The 16,379-nt window shown below is 59.8% G+C and carries 14 protein-coding genes and 2 pseudogenes; 4 read left to right on the top strand and 12 right to left on the bottom strand.

Translation table 11 applies throughout. The features are described from left to right. The first annotated feature begins 136 nt into the window (after positions 1–136). On the top strand, positions 137–1,072 hold the full coding sequence (locus SNOV_RS21540) for a GntR family transcriptional regulator (protein WP_013169091.1): 936 nt from the start codon (positions 137–139) through the stop codon (positions 1,070–1,072). A gap of 299 nt (positions 1,073–1,371) precedes the next feature. Here the strand turns inward: SNOV_RS21540 and SNOV_RS21535 are convergent. The 12 genes and pseudogenes from SNOV_RS21535 to SNOV_RS24190 all read right to left on the bottom strand — a co-directional run. Then, a pseudogene (locus tag SNOV_RS21535) lies at positions 1,372–1,691 on the bottom strand (IS3 family transposase); the annotation flags it as partial. Positions 1,692–1,709: 18 nt separating this feature from the next. Further along, positions 1,710–1,835, bottom strand: a pseudogene (locus SNOV_RS24425) (transposase); the annotation flags it as partial. Positions 1,836–2,080: 245 nt separating this feature from the next. Further along, the gene (locus SNOV_RS21530) at positions 2,081–3,160 is read right to left on the bottom strand and encodes an ABC transporter ATP-binding protein (RefSeq protein ID WP_013169090.1); all 1,080 of its coding nucleotides are present in this window, start codon (positions 3,158–3,160) and stop codon (positions 2,081–2,083) included. A 44-nt stretch (positions 3,161–3,204) separates the two neighbouring features. Then, positions 3,205–4,629: an NAD-dependent succinate-semialdehyde dehydrogenase gene (locus SNOV_RS21525; protein ID WP_013169089.1), complete on the bottom strand. Its 1,425-nt coding sequence runs from the start codon at positions 4,627–4,629 to the stop codon at positions 3,205–3,207. A gap of 23 nt (positions 4,630–4,652) precedes the next feature. Further along, entirely contained in the window at positions 4,653–6,281 is a 1,629-nt protein-coding gene (locus SNOV_RS21520) for a GMC family oxidoreductase (RefSeq protein WP_013169088.1), read from the bottom strand. A 47-nt stretch (positions 6,282–6,328) separates the two neighbouring features. Continuing rightward, the gene (locus SNOV_RS21515; RefSeq protein ID WP_013169087.1) at positions 6,329–7,150 is read right to left on the bottom strand and encodes a carbohydrate ABC transporter permease; all 822 of its coding nucleotides are present in this window, start codon (positions 7,148–7,150) and stop codon (positions 6,329–6,331) included. Then, positions 7,143–8,039, bottom strand: coding sequence for a carbohydrate ABC transporter permease (locus SNOV_RS21510; RefSeq protein ID WP_013169086.1), 897 nt, complete (start codon positions 8,037–8,039; stop codon positions 7,143–7,145). Before SNOV_RS21510 ends, SNOV_RS21515 begins: the two co-directional genes overlap by 8 nt. Positions 8,040–8,043: 4 nt before the next feature. Continuing rightward, complete coding sequence (locus SNOV_RS21505; protein ID WP_013169085.1) at positions 8,044–9,348, bottom strand: ABC transporter substrate-binding protein; 1,305 nt, start codon at positions 9,346–9,348, stop codon at positions 8,044–8,046. A 54-nt stretch (positions 9,349–9,402) separates the two neighbouring features. Further along, entirely contained in the window at positions 9,403–11,073 is a 1,671-nt protein-coding gene (gene ilvD / locus SNOV_RS21500) for a dihydroxy-acid dehydratase (RefSeq protein ID WP_013169084.1), read from the bottom strand. Next, positions 11,070–12,437 (bottom strand): FAD-dependent oxidoreductase, encoded by a 1,368-nt coding sequence (locus SNOV_RS21495; RefSeq protein WP_013169083.1) that lies wholly within the window; start codon positions 12,435–12,437, stop codon positions 11,070–11,072. The genes ilvD and SNOV_RS21495 overlap by 4 nt, the downstream gene beginning before the upstream one ends. Before the next feature lie 17 nt (positions 12,438–12,454). Continuing rightward, positions 12,455–13,582, bottom strand: a complete 1,128-nt coding sequence (locus SNOV_RS21490) for a LacI family DNA-binding transcriptional regulator (RefSeq protein ID WP_244413035.1) — start codon at positions 13,580–13,582, stop codon at positions 12,455–12,457. A 5-nt stretch (positions 13,583–13,587) separates the two neighbouring features. Then, a complete protein-coding gene (locus SNOV_RS24190) occupies positions 13,588–13,770 on the bottom strand; it encodes a hypothetical protein (RefSeq protein ID WP_041782513.1) in 183 nt (60 codons plus the stop codon). A 186-nt stretch (positions 13,771–13,956) separates the two neighbouring features. Between SNOV_RS24190 and SNOV_RS24420 the strand changes: the two genes are divergently transcribed. From SNOV_RS24420 to SNOV_RS21475, 3 genes are all read left to right on the top strand, one after another. Further along, a complete protein-coding gene (locus SNOV_RS24420) occupies positions 13,957–14,127 on the top strand; it encodes a transposase (RefSeq protein ID WP_417872121.1) in 171 nt (56 codons plus the stop codon). A gap of 384 nt (positions 14,128–14,511) precedes the next feature. Next, positions 14,512–15,408 (top strand): helix-turn-helix domain-containing protein, encoded by an 897-nt coding sequence (locus SNOV_RS21480; protein WP_013169081.1) that lies wholly within the window; start codon positions 14,512–14,514, stop codon positions 15,406–15,408. Positions 15,409–15,586: 178 nt separating this feature from the next. Next, positions 15,587–16,348 (top strand): SDR family NAD(P)-dependent oxidoreductase, encoded by a 762-nt coding sequence (locus tag SNOV_RS21475; protein WP_013169080.1) that lies wholly within the window; start codon positions 15,587–15,589, stop codon positions 16,346–16,348. The last annotated feature ends 31 nt before the right edge of the window (positions 16,349–16,379 follow it).

Here is a 16,379-nt window from a genome sequence, read left to right as displayed (position 1 = left end):
CCCACATCGCTTGGTCTTTTATTTTGTTGAAATACCTCATAGGGTCATTTTTGGCACTTTGCAAGCCAAAAATACCAAATGGGATTTATGCCTTGGGCGGTCTATGGCAAAAAGGGGCCCGAAGGATTCCACGGCGATGCAGATCACACCCCTGACCCAACAACTGGCGGCCCAGATCGCCGAGCACATTCGCGCCGAGCGTCTGGAAGAGGGAGCGCACCTCACCGAGCGCGGGCTGGGCGAACTGTTCAAGGTCTCGCGCTCGCCAGTGCGGGCCGCGCTCAAGCTGCTGGAGAGGTCTGGGATCGTGCGACCGGGCGAGCGCGGTGGTTTCGTAATCGCCCGGCCGGACGCGGAGAACTTCCACAAGATCGATCACGTCCCGAACTATGACGATGACCAGATCTATCTCGATATCGCGGATGATCGCGTATCTGGTCGGCTACCTGATCGCGTCACCGAAAACGAGCTGTTGCGGCGCTATAAGCTCACGCGGGCGCGGCTGGCTCACATTCTTCGGCGCATGGCGAACGAAGGATGGATCGAGCGTCTGCCCGGCCATGGCTGGGAATTTCTGCCGGTGCTGACGTCACTTCAGGCCTATGAGGACAGCTACCGGTTCCGGCTATTGATCGAGCCAGCGGCCATCCTGGAACCGCGCTTCCTTCTCAACCGCCCGGTGCTGGAGCATTGCCGCGACCAGCAGCAGTGGCTGGTCGACGGCGCGATCTATGAAGTGTCGGATGCGCGGCTTTTCGAGCTCAACAGCGGGCTGCACGAGGCCATCGTCGAGTGCAGCCGCAACAGTTTCTTCATCGACGCGCTCAAGCGGATCGACCGACTCCGTCGCCTCATCGATTATCGGCAGATGCTCGATCGTGACAGCGCCCGCGGTCGATGTCAGGAGCATCTCGTCCTGGTCGATATGTTGCTCGCCGGCAAGCGCGTCGAGGCGGCGGAGTTCATGAAACAGCATCTCGAAGAGCTTAGCACGCTGAAGGTGCGTGCCCGCAATACGCAACCTGATTCGGAAAAGCACATGGCGCTTCGAGGCCGGTCGATCTCGTCCTAGGCCAATTAGCCGTAAGTGCCGTGGTCTGACCCCGAAAACTGAAGCCACCGTTCCGCTCTCGGCCCCACACCGTTCGCGCGACCCGGTCTATAAGCAGGCCCCAAAACCGACGTTCCCACGGTCCGCTGCGGGCCAGATTTTTTGCCACGGTCGCTCGTCGGCAATATGTCCGCTTCTCGTTTGAAGTCCCCCAATAGCGAATAGTCCGCCACCGGCCCTGAGCAGTAGCGCCCCTCGACGTTTGGCCCTAGGCCAATCAAGGCCGAGGAGAACTCACATGGTGAACCGCCCCGCGTTTTCTAGACGCCCTCGGCTTTGGCTTTGTGCTGCCGTTCGAACTCGATGGGCGACAGCATCCCGTTGCGTGCGTGCTTCCGGGTGGGGTTGTAGAACATCTCGAGGTAATCGAACACGTCCCGGCGTGCCTCGTCGCGCGTGCGGTAGACTTTGCGGCGGATGCGTTCGCGCTTGAGCAGGTTGAAGAAGCTCTCGGCCAGGCATTGTCGTGGCAGTTGCCACGACGGCTCATGGAAGGCTGCAGATCGTGGTGTTTCAGGAACGAAGCCCACTCCATGCTGATGAACTGGCTCCCCTGATCCGAATGCACCAGCACACGACCCTTGCCGTACCATTTCTTCCACTCGTAAAGCGAGTACTTGCTGATCCCCAGCCGCGCAGCCACCTCCGCAACCGGATAGCCCCGCTCGGTGATCTGAACGACCGCCTCGCGCTTGAAGTCCTCGGTGAAGTTCGCTTTGCCTATCGGGCGCCTCCTTGCCTCAAATTTAGGGAAGAAGGCGTCCAGAAATCTAGGGGCGGTTCACTCGGAATCATACCCCCTCAACAGACAAAAACGGCAGGCTTCGAATAGAAGCCTGCCGCTATATTGCTGTGCGCCCTTCCGATATGGACGGCGCTGGCTTCAATCGCGAACCGCTACACTTGCCATCAGCAACCCGCCGCGGGGCCTGTCATCGTTGAAGGCGAATGCCGGCTTCACTCCGAGCTTCACATCCGCTGCCCAGAGCCATCGTGAAAGAGATGGGACTGTCCCGGGTATGGGCTAACGCGAATGGTTTCACCGGGAGTGAAAGCGAGCCGCTCACGGAACAAACAGGTGATGTCTTGTCCCGCCACGCCCCGCTCATCGAGCAGGCTCGCGACAACGAGTATCTCCGAACCTGTCGGCTCGGTTACGACGACACGCGCAGAGATGCCGGATGTATCAAGCCGCATATGCTCGGGCCGAATGCCAAAGCTGACATTCTGCCCGTCCTGAACACCACGAGCCTCTGGTAAGGGAAAGTGGATACCGTGAGCGATTTCGACACGGGGGCCGCCCTGCAATCCGACCTTGCCCTTGATGAAGTTCATCGACGGTGACCCGATAAAGCTGGCCACAAACTGGTTTGCAGGACGGTCGTATAGATCAAGCGGCGCTCCAACTTGCTCGACAATCCCATCGCGCATGACCACGATCTTATCAGCCATTGTCATCGCCTCGATCTGGTCGTGCGTGACATAGACCGTCGTTGTCTTGAGCCTTTGGTGCAGTGCCTTGATTTCGGCCCGCATCTGAACGCGCAGCTTAGCGTCGAGGTTCGAAAGAGGCTCATCAAAAAGGAACACCTGCGGGTCGCGTACGATTGCACGCCCCATCGCCACACGCTGGCGCTGTCCACCGGAAAGCTGACGCGGATAGCGGTCAAGCAGATGGGACAGACTTAGGATCTGCGCAGCACGCTCAACACGCTGTTTGATCTCATCTTTTGGCGCTTTCCGCAGCTTGAGGGAGAAGGCCATGTTCTCCGCGACGGTCATATGCGGATACAGCGCGTAATTCTGGAACACCATGGCGATGTCACGATCCTTGGGCGCCACGTCATTGATGACGCGGCTGCCAATTCGGATCTCGCCACCCGATATATCTTCCAGGCCAGCGATCATCCGCAGCAAGGTTGATTTACCGCAACCGGACGGACCGACGAGAACGACAAACTCTCCGTCTTCAATATCAACGTTGACGCCATGGATTACCTGAGTAGATCCATATGCCTTTTTAACTTCCTTGATCGTGACGTTTGCCACGGCGTCCTCCTATTGTTTTTTGTCGGCGATGAGCGATGGCAGCTTTACGTCAAGCTTACGTATTTTTTGACTGTGTAGCCTTCCAAACCCTCAACGCCGCCCTCGTGCCCGGAGCCACTATCTTTAACGCCTCCCATTGGCGTCTCGGTAAGCGCCAAGGAAAGGCTGTTCACAGCGACCATGCCCGCCTCCAGAGCCGCGCTGGCCGCAAGCGCCGTCTGCGTGCTCTTCGTGAAGACATAGGCCGCAAGACCGAACGGTAAGGCGTTGGCTCGGCCGATGACCTCGTCAAAACTGTCAAAGGCGACGAGAGGCGCGATGGGACCGAATGGCTCCTCTGTCATGACACGCGAATCGTCGCTGAGGCCGCAAACAACCGTAGGCTCAAAAAAGAAGCCGGCGTTTCCCGAGCGTGAGCCACCACAGAGAACATCGGCGCCGCGCGTCCGGCAGTCGTCCACAAACGCCTCCATGGCCGACACTCGCCGGGCATTTGCCAAAGGACCCATTGTCGTTTCGGGGATGAGGCCACTTCCGAGCCGGATACGTGCGGTTTCAGCGAGAAACGCGTCGAGAAATGGCTTTTCAATGCCTCGTTGGACAAAAAACCGGGTCGGCGCGATGCACACTTGGCCCGCGTTGCGGAACTTGCCCGCGACCAGCGTTTTCGCGGCGGCCACAGGATCCGCATCGTCAAACACGAGGACGGGTGAATGCCCTCCCAGCTCCAACGTCGCACGCTTGAGGCCACCCGCAGCGAGAGTAGCGAGATGCCGGCCGATCGGGACCGAACCCGTGAAGGAAATCTTGCGAACGATCGGGCTGTTGATCAGGTGTCCCGAAACTTCGGCGGGTATGCCAAAGACGAGGTTGGCAGCTCCTTTTGGGATGCCGGCCTCTTCGAAAGCCCGCAGGATCTCGACCGCTGTACCCGGGGTTTCCTCTGAAGCCTTGACGATGACCGTACAACCGGCCGCCAACGCCGTTGCCAGCTTCCTCGCTGGGGTAGTTGCGGGAAAGTTCCAGGGCGTGAACCCCGCCGCCACACCCACGGGCTCCTGGATCATGAGCTGGCGGATGTTGTCACTTCGGCCCGGGATGACCCGGCCATAAGCCCGGCGCCCTTCCTCTGCCGCCCATTCAATGATGTCCGCGGCAGCATCAACCTCCGCGCGCGACTCGGTGAGAACTTTACCCTGCTCCAGCGTCATTATGCGGGCGATGGTGTCTCTGCGCTTTCGCACAATGTCGGCGGCATCGCGCAGAATCCGTGCCCGATCATACGCTGACACCTTGCGCCACGAGGCAAAAGCGCGGTCCGCGGCAGCAAGTGCACGATCAAGATCCGCTCCACTTGCATGCGGAAGATGACCCAATGCCTCTCCCGTGGCTGGATCGATCACCGCCTCCAAGACATCGGCGTCATAAATCCATTCCCCGTCGATGAATAATCCCAGCTGGGTATACATCGGCTGTTTCCTCGCTGATCTCTTCAGGATGCCGCGCGCAAATTGTTTTGTGACTGCGCCTCACGGAGCAGATCAGAGGCCTTCTCGCCAATCATGATTGAAGGCGCGTTGGTATTTCCTGAGATCAGCGTTGGCATGATGGACGCATCAGCGACCCGAAGCCCAGAAACGCCATGAACCCGAAGTTTGTCGTCGACGACTGCGTCCGGACCGTGTCCCATCATGCAGGTGCCCACGGGATGATAGACCGACATCGCCTTTGCCTTCAGGAAGCTGAGCAGATCCTCGTCGCTCTGAACGTCCGGTCCAGGGTCGCGCTCGCACTTTATGAGTTTGGCCAGAGGTTGGGTCTGCGCGACCAGCCGCGCGACACGCAGGCCAACTGCGATCGTTTGCCCATCTCGAGGATCGGTCAGGTACCGCGGATTGATGAGCGGAGCCGCCAAGGGATCGCTCGACTGAATCGTCACCTCGCCGCGAGAGTATGGCCTCAGCTGACAGACGGTAAGGGTAAAAGCAGAGAAGGGGTGCAACTCCGGCCGATCTTTACGGTCGGTCGAGAAGGGATACAGGTGAAACTGCACATCGGGGCGAGTGAGATCTGGCCGGGTGCGGATAAAAGCTCCCGCAAGGCCCGCCCACCATCCCAGCGGCCCCTTGCGGAACAACGCATAATCGAGACCCATTTTGATCTGCCGGGCAAAGCTGGCCAGGTCGTCGTTGATGGTGATCTTGCCGCGAGTCTCAAACAGAAGCCGTGCCTGCAGATGATCCTGGAGATTGGCGCCGACACCTCCGAGATCTTTCACTACGTCGATGCCATGACGCTTCAGAAGGCTGCCCGGGCCTACGCCTGACAATTGCAGGATCTGGGGCGACTGGATCGCGCCTGCAGCCACGACGATCTCGCATCGAGCCCTTACGGTGATATCCCTGCCATCGCGGCGGAACACCACCGCATCGGCATGCAAACCATCAAAAAGAATACGGGTTACGCGGGCTTCGGTGGCAAGCGTCACGTTCCCGCGGCGAAGTGCCCGCGCGAGGAAGGTCCGGGCGGTACTCTTGCGGAGGCCGTTGCGGGCGGTTGCCTGGAAATGACCAATGCCTTCCTGCTCGGCGCCGTTGAAGTCATCATTGCGTGGGATTCCAGCCGCCACACCTGCTTCAATGAACGCATCAGCGATCAAATGCGGCTCTCGCAGGCTCGAGACTGGCAGCGGCCCTTTTACACCGTGCCAGGCGTTTTCGCCGCGTTGCTGGTCTTCGCTGCGTCGAAACAGGGGCAACACATCTTCATACCGCCACCCCTCGTTGCCGAGATCATGCCAACCGTCATAGTCCTCTTTCTGACCCCTGACATACAGCAGCCCGTTTATCGAGCTTGACCCGCCGACGACCTTGCCACGCGGTTGTGCAATACGTCGCCCCTGCATACCGGGCTGGGGTTCGGTCTCGAACATCCAGTTGACATTGCGGTTGAAGAAGGTCCGTCCATACCCCAACGGGATATGGATCCAAATATTCCGGTCTTTGCCGCCGGCCTCAATCACGAGGACGGAATGCTTGCCGTCCTCAGAAAGCCGGTCGGCCATGACGCACCCTGCCGACCCTGCGCCAACGATGATGTAATCGTAAGTCTCTTTTTCCATTTGGCTGCTCTGTTCAGAACATGCGCGCCACAAACGACGGCGCTGATTCAGTTGGCCAGTCCGCTCGTCTGGAAGCCGCGAACCAGGTACTTGCGCCCAAACAGCACAAGAAGCAGTCCGGGAACGGCAAGCAGGAAATTGGCGGCCTGTATGACGGCCCAGTTGAGCTCTGTTTGCTGGACGAAAAGGCTCATCGCGATCGGCAAGGTAAAGTTTTTGTCGTCGCGGATAAGCATCAGCCCCAGAACGTAGTCGTTCCATGACGCCGCAAAAGCGAAGATAAAGACCGCAGCCAGCGCCGGTAATGAAAGAGGCACCATGACCAGGAGAAAGACCTGAAATCGGCTAGCGCCATCTATCTCCGCCGCCTCTTCGTAAGACTGAGGCAAGGACTGATAGAATTGCCACATAAGCCAAAGCCCGAATGGGAGGCTGAGGGTGATGTGTGCGACAGCAAGTCCCCCCAGGGAATTGATAAGCCCCATCTTCTGAAACATGGCGAAGAAGGGGATACCCAAGAGAACCTCGGGGAACATGTAGGAAAACAGCACCACCTTAGCGATGAGCGCCTTATGGGGCAGATTTCCCCGAGCCAGCGCGTAGCCTCCCAATGCACTACAACAGACGACGAGAATGCTGCTGATGAGGGCTACCTGCAGGCTGTTAAGCGCGTTGGTCGCAAAACTAGTGGAATGAATAAGTTCTGCGAAGTTGTTGAGCGAAAAACCGCGCGGCAGGAGGTGGGGATTGTACACATCCTCGGGCCGCTCCAGCGCAGACTTAAGTATCCAGTAGAACGGGAAGGCGGCGGGGATCAGATAGAGCCCAATAAGGACCGTCGGCAGAATGGAACGTCGCGTGCTAGCCACGAGCGACCTCCTTTTCTGGCTGGAATACGCGGATGTAAATGATTCCGAACACCAGCAAGATCATGAAAATGATAGTAGATGCCGCTCCGGCAAGGCCATAGTCATTGTTGCCGAAGGCCTGGACGTAAGCGTATAGCGGCAACGTGGTAGTTGACCCCAGCGGCCCACCCGATGTGAGAAGCCAAATCACATCGAACCGATTGAACATCCAGATGCCGCGCAGGAGGATGACCAGCAAGATCGACGCCCGAATGATGGGGAGGGTAATGTAGATGAGCTCCTGCCACCAATTCGTGCCATCTACTTTGCCAGCCTCGTAAATACTAGAGGAAATGGTGCCGAGATTAGCTAGAATAACCAGCACGACAAACGGCGTGAACTGCCATACGCTCGCCACCACTACCAGTGACATTGCAAGTGCACCGGAACTTGTGAACTCTATAGGTGCGCCTACCAGCCCCCATTTCATCAACATGACGTTGAAGATACCGTTGAGGCTGTCGGTCATCCAGCGCCAAACGAGGGCGGTCGTCACTGTTGGGATCATGTAGGGCATCAGGACGAACGTCGTCGCGGCCGCATGTCCGTACCTGAAGATCAGGATGGCGATGGCAACTCCGAGAACCACCTCCAGAACGGTGCAAACGACCGCGTAGATTGTGCCGATCAGCAGCGCCCGCCAGAAGGCTTCGTCGGCAAAGGTGTCGACGAAGTTGCTGAGGCCAGCATAGGTCAGGCGTGCACTGAACGGCCCGCTGTTCGTAAATCCAAGGATGATCGCCCAGGTGACCGGAACGATCATCACCGCAAGAAAGAGGCCAGCGACCGACACGAAAGCAACCGTCGTAAAGTCGGGTCGCCGCCATTTTGAAACGGAAAGATTCGTCATGCCGTCAGCCGTTTTTCAGAAGTGACTTGGCTGATTTTGCCGCCTGCTCGATGGCTGCATTGGGATCGCCGCCGGCCTGAATGACCGTTGCCAGCATCTTGTTGTAGACCGTGCTGGTGTAGATCCGCGCGCGCTGCCAGGCAGCCTTCTTGCCGTTGAGGTCATAGACCGGATTGCGCGCCACATCCCACGAGGCTTCCACCACCTTGGCGATGTCCTGATGGTCCCGCACGAACGGGTCCTGCTGAAAATCGCCGAGGAACGCCTCTTTGGTCGTCGGCAGCACGTGGAGAGGGATTGACCAAAGATAGTCGAAGTAGCGACGCCCTTCGCGCAGATAGACGGCTATGGCTTTCGCGGCTTCCTTATTGGGCGCGTTGCGGAAGACCATGAAGCCTTCGGCCGAAAGGCGATTTGCAGGTGACTTCCCATAAGGCTGGACGAACGGTTTTGTGAACTGCGCGAGAGCGGGATTATTCTGCGCAACCACGGAGTACAGACGCGAGCCGATATAATCGGCCATCGCGACCTTGCCCGAGGCGAACGAATTGATGATGTCGCCCCAGGTAAATCCGGCGCCACTTGGCGAGAATTTCGACATTGCTGCCAAGAAGCGAAGTGTATCGGCAAGGGCCGCCCTGTTGTCACCTTCGGCGAACAGGATATTCCCGTCGTCATCGATGAAGTTCACGCCATTCGAGAACGCGTAGCTAAACAGCGTGCTAACCGGCTGGTCGCCAGTTTCATTGGAGTTGACGACGTAACCATACTGTCCGTTGCCCGTCAGTTTAGCAGCTGCGGACTGAAACTCGTCCCAGGTCTTCGGCGGAGTAAGGCCAGCCTTCTCCAACAGGTCCGAGCGATACCAGCTGTAGGTGAACTTCACGCCCATCGGCACGAAAAAGTCCTGTCCGTCGAGGCGAGCGCGCCAACGGTCGGGAAGGTTCTCGATCTTGCTGACGATCGACGTTACCGGCTCCAGCAAACCCGCATGGCCGTAGAGAACCGCGTCCTCCAGATCGAGGTTGACGAGATCGGGCGCCGATCCGCTCTGCAACATGGACGATACCTGCTTGCGCACGGCTTCCGGCGACGTGAAGAGCACATTGATCTTCAGTCCAGGATTGGCTGCCTCGAGGGCCGCGACCAATTCGCCGGTCACCTTCTTTGTCGTCGGAAGCGCCTCATAGGTGAGGTAGCTGACGGTGCCGGTGAGGCCGGCGGCGAGGCTCGCACGCGGCAAGCCAAAGGCAGCGGAGGCTCCGCTGGCGATCGCGAGTCTCAAGAACTCCTTGCGGGATAGATTCATGGCGTTGCTCCCTTCGTTTTGTTTGATTTTGATCGTTAAGACCTAGGGGCGGGCTCAGGATTTCGGTCTGAGCACGCCACCCTTCGTGAGCGGCTGGACAAGGTCCTGGTACAGCGCGAGCCAGCCGGCTTTTTCTGTCGAGCGAAAGCTCGGCAGGGCCGAAAGGCGGCGCTCGACCTCGACTGCATCGACGAGCAGATCGATGCGACGCGCCTGGATGTCGATGATGACCTCATCCCCATCACTGACCACGCCGATCGGGCCACCATCTGCGGCTTCGGGCATGACCTGTCCGACGGTCATTCCGCGGTTGAGACCGGAGAGCTGTCCGTCCGTGATCACTGCGATATCCTCTCCGAGATGCGCCCCATTCACGGCGGCGACGAACCACGAGGCCGAGGCGACGCCAGGCCCCCCGCGTGCTCCTAGCCCACGCAAAACGATCACCTGGCCTCCGGTGATCTCGCCACGCCCAAGCGCGGCAAGCGCGTCCTCCTGAGACTCGAAAACACGACACGGGCCCTGGAAAACGTCCTTCTTGCCACTGCCGAGTTTCATAATCGCGCCTTCCGGCGCGAGAGTACCGCGCAGGATAACCACTGACGGTCCGGGCGCCGCCGGGCGATCCATCGTTCCGACCACGGTGTCAGCCTCTATCCTCACGTCCGCCAGAACGTCGCGGACCGAACGACCGGAGACGGTGATGGCATCACCCTGCAAAATAGGCTCGAGCCGCTTCATGACCGATAGCGTGCCGCCTGCACGCTCGAGATCCTCAATGCGTCCCGGCCCATTGGGCTTGATCGCACACAGCAGGGGGACGACTGCGCCAAGCTGGTCAATGAGACGATAGACGTCGACAGGCACCCCCCCCTCTTCAGCGACAGCCTGGAGGTGGCGCAGCATGTTGATCGAGCCCGACACCGCCAGACCAACGGCAATGGCATTGGCGAAAGCACCAGGCGTGAGGATGTCCCGCGGTCGTAAGTCCTCGGCCACCATGCCGACGATGCGGCGCCCGGCAGCAAAGGCCATCTCTCGCATACGCGTTCCATAAGCCGCGACGGGAGCGCTCCCCGGCAAGGTCATGCCTACCGCTTCGGCCATAATGTGCATGGTGTTGGCTGTGCCCATGCCAGCGCACACGCCCGGGCTTTTGACGGCGACTTCACAGAGTTCCTCAATATGACGAATGCTCGTGCCGCCCGTTGCGAGCTCGCCTACGGACTCAAACACGTCTTCAATGTCGACCGGCTCATCGTGCAGACGCCCGCACGCCTGATAGCCTCCGATAACGAGCAGCGAAGGAAGGTTGAGGCGGGCGGCGGCCATCATATGGGCCGGCGCCGTCTTGTCGCAGCTGCTCAGGCAAACCATGCCGTCAAGCACGGCACCCTCGACAGCAACCTCGATGTCGTTAACGAGCAGGTCCCGCGTCGGCATCAGATAACGTCCGCCGCGTCCTGCGCCGGTGATGAAATCACTCGGAGCGGAGGTGCGCACCTCGAAAGGAATCCCGCCGGCTTCGCGAATTCCGTCCTTAACCAGGGCTGCCACTTCATCGAGATGGCTGAAGCAAATCGAAAGCTCTGATGACGAGTTCACCACCGCGATCTTCGGCTTCAGCATGTCGGCGTCGCTCAAGCCGAGAGCCCGCCATTGCGCCCGGCGGATCGCCCAGCGGGTGGTACCGGGATCGAAATTGGATCTCAGTTTCTTGGTCATGACACGACCTTTTCGGCTGTCGCGGTGATGGATTGGACGGCGTGAGCTCCTGCGATCGCACCCTGCTTTCCGAGCTGGGCTTGGAGCTTGCCAATGTCGAGCTTGCGGAGATCTGGTGCGTTCGCGCCCGCTAAGACGGCCTGAGCTGCTGCAACACCTGCGGCTTCGCCGAGCGCCATGCATACTCCGGCGACGCGCATTGAAGCGTGAGCATCATGGGTTGCTGACGCGCACCGGCCCGCCACCAGCAGGCCGTCGACGTACGCCGGCAGCATCATGCGATATGGCAGCTCATAGAAGGTACCCGGTTTAAGGAATACCCAGCGGGTGGCCCGACCGGCGCCATGTTCCTCTACCGGCCAGGCGCTGCAGGCGATCGAATCCTCGAAACGCGCCTCGCCAAGAACATCCTCCAGCGTCAGTCGGTAGTCCCCGACAATCCGCCGGCTTTCGCGCACACCGATCTCGGCACCCACATCCGCGATGTACGCATTCTCGTATCCCGGCACGAAGCGACGGAATGCCTCCAAATAAAGGCGCAGCTGACGCCGGCCTTCCATCTCTGCCTCGGTCAGCTCTGCCGTATTGAGGGGATCAGGCGAACGACCGTCTTTCAGCACACGTGTGATGTTGAGGTGCATGGAACCGGGGTGAGGTGAGAACATGCCTCCCGCCGTACGCGGTAACGGCATCCCAGCCGCCACAGCCTCCTCCAAGAAACGCCGCAGCTCATCACGCGTCATCCGCGCGGTCCGCTCTGTATCGACACCGCCAAACCTGAACATAGTTGTGGGTGCCTGGATTTCTGCGGGGTCGTGCTCGAATTCGGCCCCCGCGAGAGACGCGATGTCGGCGTTGCCGGTACAGTCGATGATTACCTTCGCAAGGCAGGCCCATCGTCCGTCGCGGGATTCAAAAATGACGCCGTTGACGCGGTTTTCCTCGCAGACGACGTCTACCGCTTGAGAGTGGAAAGCGACACGGAGCTGCGCCTCGCTCGCCATCTCATCGCCGACGAGTTTCGCTATTGTCGGATCATACGGAAGAGACGCCGTTTCCAGCCAACGAAGCGGCCCCTTTGAACCGCCAAGGCGTTGCATCCGCTCGACAAACTCACTCGCGAAGCCCGCAACTACGGGGATCACCTCCGTCGGGGTTACGGCGTAGAGGCCGCAGATGCTGCCGAGAGTTACCATGGAGAGCGTGCCCCCCAGATAGCCATTGCGCTCGACGAGGAGCACATCCGCACCGAGGCGGCGCGCTGCTACGGCGGCTGCCATTCCCGCCGCGCCGCCGCCGACGACGAGCACGTCGGCGGTATGACGAACCGGAGTGATACGAGCCGTTTCTTCGATGATCGCCATAGGTTTTAAGCCTGCTTTCAAGCTGCCGGCCGAAATCCGGCCGTCGACCCGCGCACCATGAGGTCGTTAGGCAGCACTTTGATGGAGTGTTCGCGCATCACGCCGGTGATGCGGTCCTGAAGCAGCGAGACGGCATCCGCCGTCATACGCGTTAGTGGCTGCCTGACTGTCGTCAGGTCGAAGGCGGGCCACGCCGACATCTCGATATCGTCGTACCCCACAAGCCAGAAATCGTTCGGGACATTCAGTCCCCGGGTCCTTGCCGCATCACAAGCGCCCAAGGCCAGCACGTCGTTGACGCAGAAAATCGCATCCGGCGCGTCGGCGAGATCAAGCAATGCGCTCGCTGCTGCGAAGCCGTTTTGATGTGAAAACATTGGCGCATCGACACAGCAACCCGGATCAAGGGCCACACCCAAAGAGGCAAGCCCATCCCGGAATCCGGCCAAGCGATCGCGGATTGTGCTGGCCACCGCAGGCCCCCCAATAAGGCCCAAACGGCGACGCCCAGCCTTAACGAGGTAGTCAGCGACCTGGCGCCCGCCATCATAATTGTCACTGCTGAGTTGATCACAGGGCCAGCCCTCGACCACGCGATTGATCAGAACAACCGGGACGTTCAACTTCAATGCGTCGTAGAGCTGTGACGAGTTGGTCGTTGCGGTGGTCATGATGATGCCGTCGACCAGACTCTCTCGCGCTGCCGACAACGCGTTCATTTCATCAGCTTCCGAGGTGCTCCACACCATCATTCGCAAGCCGGCCTCGGCCAGGTGCTGACCCAAAATCTGCAGCATTTGAGGATAAAGGGGATTGGCGAGGCGGGAGACGACCACGCCTATATTGCCGGTACGATTGGTCCGCATGGCTCGCGCCATTCCGTTGGGCCGATAGTTCAGCTGGCGGACCGCGGCCAACACCCGGTCCCTTGTCTCGGGCTGCACACTGGGGTGACCAGAGAGCACACGAGACACCGTGGCCTGAGACACCTTGGCGAGCCGGGCAATATCTCGGCTCGTCGCGGGTTGTGAATTCGTATTCATGCGACGATGACCTTCGCGCCAGGTACCCATTGGTTGTAGGATTTCTAGCATGAATACGAATTCATGCAAGAGGGTCGCTTCGCCGATCACCTGATTCGGCATGCCGATCAATCAAACTCCGTCGTCCCGGTCGATGTCCTCGGTTCCTCACCACCCCCGAGCCCGAACGGAATATCCCCCGCCAGCAGCATGTCCTTGCTGAGCCGGCCGGCATCCTTGAGCGCCTCCATTTCCGGCAGGTCGCGCAGCGTGTCGAAGCCGAAGTACGCCAGAAACGCCTTGGTACTCACATAGGTGCAGGGCGCGCCCGCATCGAGCAGACCGTCGGCAAGCTCAAGCGCTTCAAGCGGGTCGCCCTACGCTCCGAAAAGACCCAACAAAACTCCGCGGCAGTCGTTGCTCTCGCTGCAACCTTTGAACCGCCCCTAGATTTCTGGACGCCTTCTTCCCTAAATTTGGAGGCAAGGAGGCCACCGTTGGGCAAAGCGACCTTCACCGAGGACTTCAAGCGCGAGGCGGTCGTTCAGATCACCGAGCGGGGCTATCCGGTTGCGGAGGTGGCTCGCGAAACCGACCTCAAGGCGGTCTACGCCAGACACATCGGTGCGCTCTTCATGTTCAGGATCTGTGCTTCGAAAGTCGCATAAGAGGCAGTATGGAACAGAGGTCTGGCGTGGAGACCTATGAAACGCTGCGGCATTGCCACTCGAGATACGGTTAGGCGATCGTCTTGACGTGCTCCGCGCCGCATGTCGGCCGTCAAACCTACGTTGGCCTACTTCCAAAAGCGCACACCGCCTATCAACCGTCCAAGCGCCAGCCGATTGCTTCCACGTAACGTTCGAATTCCGCCCGATCTGCCGTCCAAGTTTAGCGTAAACTGGCGTAGTCATGCCAAACGTGGCGTGGAATCGACATGCCTGGGTCTTGATCCGTTCTCAGCCGAACGCCCGGATTTTGAGCGGAATGCAGCGTCTGCTTAAGGTGCGTGTCCACCAAACCGGCAGTGGCTCATCGAACGAGGCCTGCACGTGACCGACAAGACGTCAGCCGAGATGCTGAAGACACATATTGCTGGCCGTCTCATCGCTGACGGCGGCCGCCACCCGTCCAGGGACGTCATCGTCCAGATATTTGCGCGAAATTCCGTCCAGGAAAGCTTCATCGTGCCGGCAGTTGCCGAGCCCTTGATCGTGTGGATACTCAAGGGATCTGCGACGGTAGAGGAGCGCGACATCGGCGGCAACTGGCTTGCCAGCGACGTGAAGGCAGGTGACTTCTTCCTTACCGATTCCGACGAGCCCTATGAACTGCGCTGGCGATCCCACGACGGGCTGCCCTTCGAGGTGATGCACCTCTATCTCGGACTCCCGCTGCTCGCCCGCGCGACTCAGGAGATTTATGGAACGGTCAGCCGATTGACCCTGCGCGATGTGTCTGGGGTGAATGATGCTGAGTTGAGTCCGCTGATCGAGACGCTGGCACGCGAGATTTCGGGCCAGACTCAGCCGAGCGCGCTGCTACTTGAAAGCGTTGCGCAGGCTGTGTCGATCCAACTGGTGCGGCGCTACGTAGACCCTCAGCGCTCCACCGTGCGACGCCGGAGCGCCATTCCGGCCTATCGTCTGCGGCGAGTGACCGACCTGATGCAGCAGACCCTAGCGAGCGAGTTCGATCTCGGTCGTTATGCGCGCGCAGCGGGGATGAGCGAGGCCCATTTCAGCAGGCAATTCAAGCGGTCCACCGGGCTTACACCCTCGAAGTATTTCATCGGGATGCGGATGACGGTCGCGCGCCGACTCCTGCGTGAGACTGATCGGTCGATCATCTTGATTGGGATGGATATCGGCTATTCGAGTCCGAGCCATTTCTCACAGGTCTTTCGCAAGGAAACGGGCGTCTCCCCCGGAGACTATCGCGGCAGATAGCATGGTCGCTCGCACGACATGCTCCTTATGAGCAAGACTCCGACAGGTTCGTCGATCGCCCGAGAGAAGGACGCGCGGCCCGATGGCATATCGGTTTCACGTCGTCGAGACGGGACCGGCTCGCCTTTGGGGTCGGCGATCTCGGCCAATTTCCGGTGATCCCGTCAGGAGATATCCCATGTCGAACATCGCATCGTCAGTGAATGAAGTTGAGGGCAAGGTCGCCCTCGTGACGGGGGCTGCCAGCGGCATCGGGCGCGCCATCGCAGAACTGCTACATGCCCGCGGCGCCAAAGTGGTGGCCGAGGACATCGATCCCGCCGTCGAAGAATTGAAGCGGGACGGGCTCGTGGCTTTTGTCGGCGATATTACCGTAGACGGCACGGCCGAAAAGGCGGTCGCGCTCGCCGTCGAGACCTTCGGCGCCCTAGACATCCTCGTGAACAATGCAGGCCGCATCCTCTACAAGGAACTCGTCGAGATGACGCGTGACGACTGGAACTGGCAGATGGATACGAATGTCACCGGCGCCTTCCTGCATTCGCGGGAGGCCGCGAAAGTGATGATGACGAAGAAATCGGGAGCGATCATCAATATCGCCTCCTACGCGTCCTATTTCGCCTTTCCGGGCATTGCGGCGTACACGGCATCGAAGGGCGCCCTGGCTCAATTGACCCGTACCCAGGCGCTTGAGGCAATTCAGCACGGAGTTCGCGTCAACGCGATCGGCGTTGGCGACGTGGTCACGAACCTCCTCAACCATTTCATGGAAGACGGCCGCGGCTTCCTCGCCGAGCACGGCGCCAAGGCGCCAATCGGCCGTGCGGCCGATCCCGCAGAGATTGCCGAGATTGTCGCCTTCCTCGCTTCGGACCGTGCGAGCTTCATCGTCGGCTCGGTAGTGATGGCCGATGGCGGCATGAGCGTCGCAATCGGGTAACGCGCGCGGCGGGTCCGCGCCGCGCGGAACC

This window comes from Ancylobacter novellus DSM 506 (assembly GCF_000092925.1).
In the GTDB taxonomy this organism is placed as follows: Bacteria; Pseudomonadota; Alphaproteobacteria; order Rhizobiales; family Xanthobacteraceae; genus Ancylobacter; species Ancylobacter novellus.
This window is presented reverse-complemented; position numbering and strand designations above follow the sequence as displayed.

Bases quoted from the DNA above. Each gene is read 5' to 3' on its own strand.
- SNOV_RS21520 (WP_013169088.1), bottom strand. From the start codon at position 6,281: ATGGAAAAAGAGACTTACGATTACATCATCGTTGGCGCAGGGTCGGCA.
- SNOV_RS21475 (WP_013169080.1), top strand. From the start codon at position 15,587: ATGTCGAACATCGCATCGTCAGTGAATGAAGTTGAGGGCAAGGTCGCC.
- SNOV_RS21490 (WP_244413035.1), bottom strand. From the start codon at position 13,582: ATGCCGAATCAGGTGATCGGCGAAGCGACCCTCTTGCATGAATTCGTA.
- SNOV_RS21525 (WP_013169089.1), bottom strand. From the start codon at position 4,629: ATGTATACCCAGCTGGGATTATTCATCGACGGGGAATGGATTTATGAC.
- SNOV_RS21540 (WP_013169091.1), top strand. From the start codon at position 137: ATGCAGATCACACCCCTGACCCAACAACTGGCGGCCCAGATCGCCGAG.
- SNOV_RS21495 (WP_013169083.1), bottom strand. From the start codon at position 12,437: ATGGCGATCATCGAAGAAACGGCTCGTATCACTCCGGTTCGTCATACC.
- SNOV_RS21505 (WP_013169085.1), bottom strand. From the start codon at position 9,348: ATGAATCTATCCCGCAAGGAGTTCTTGAGACTCGCGATCGCCAGCGGA.
- SNOV_RS21510 (WP_013169086.1), bottom strand. From the start codon at position 8,039: ATGACGAATCTTTCCGTTTCAAAATGGCGGCGACCCGACTTTACGACG.
- ilvD (WP_013169084.1), bottom strand. From the start codon at position 11,073: ATGACCAAGAAACTGAGATCCAATTTCGATCCCGGTACCACCCGCTGG.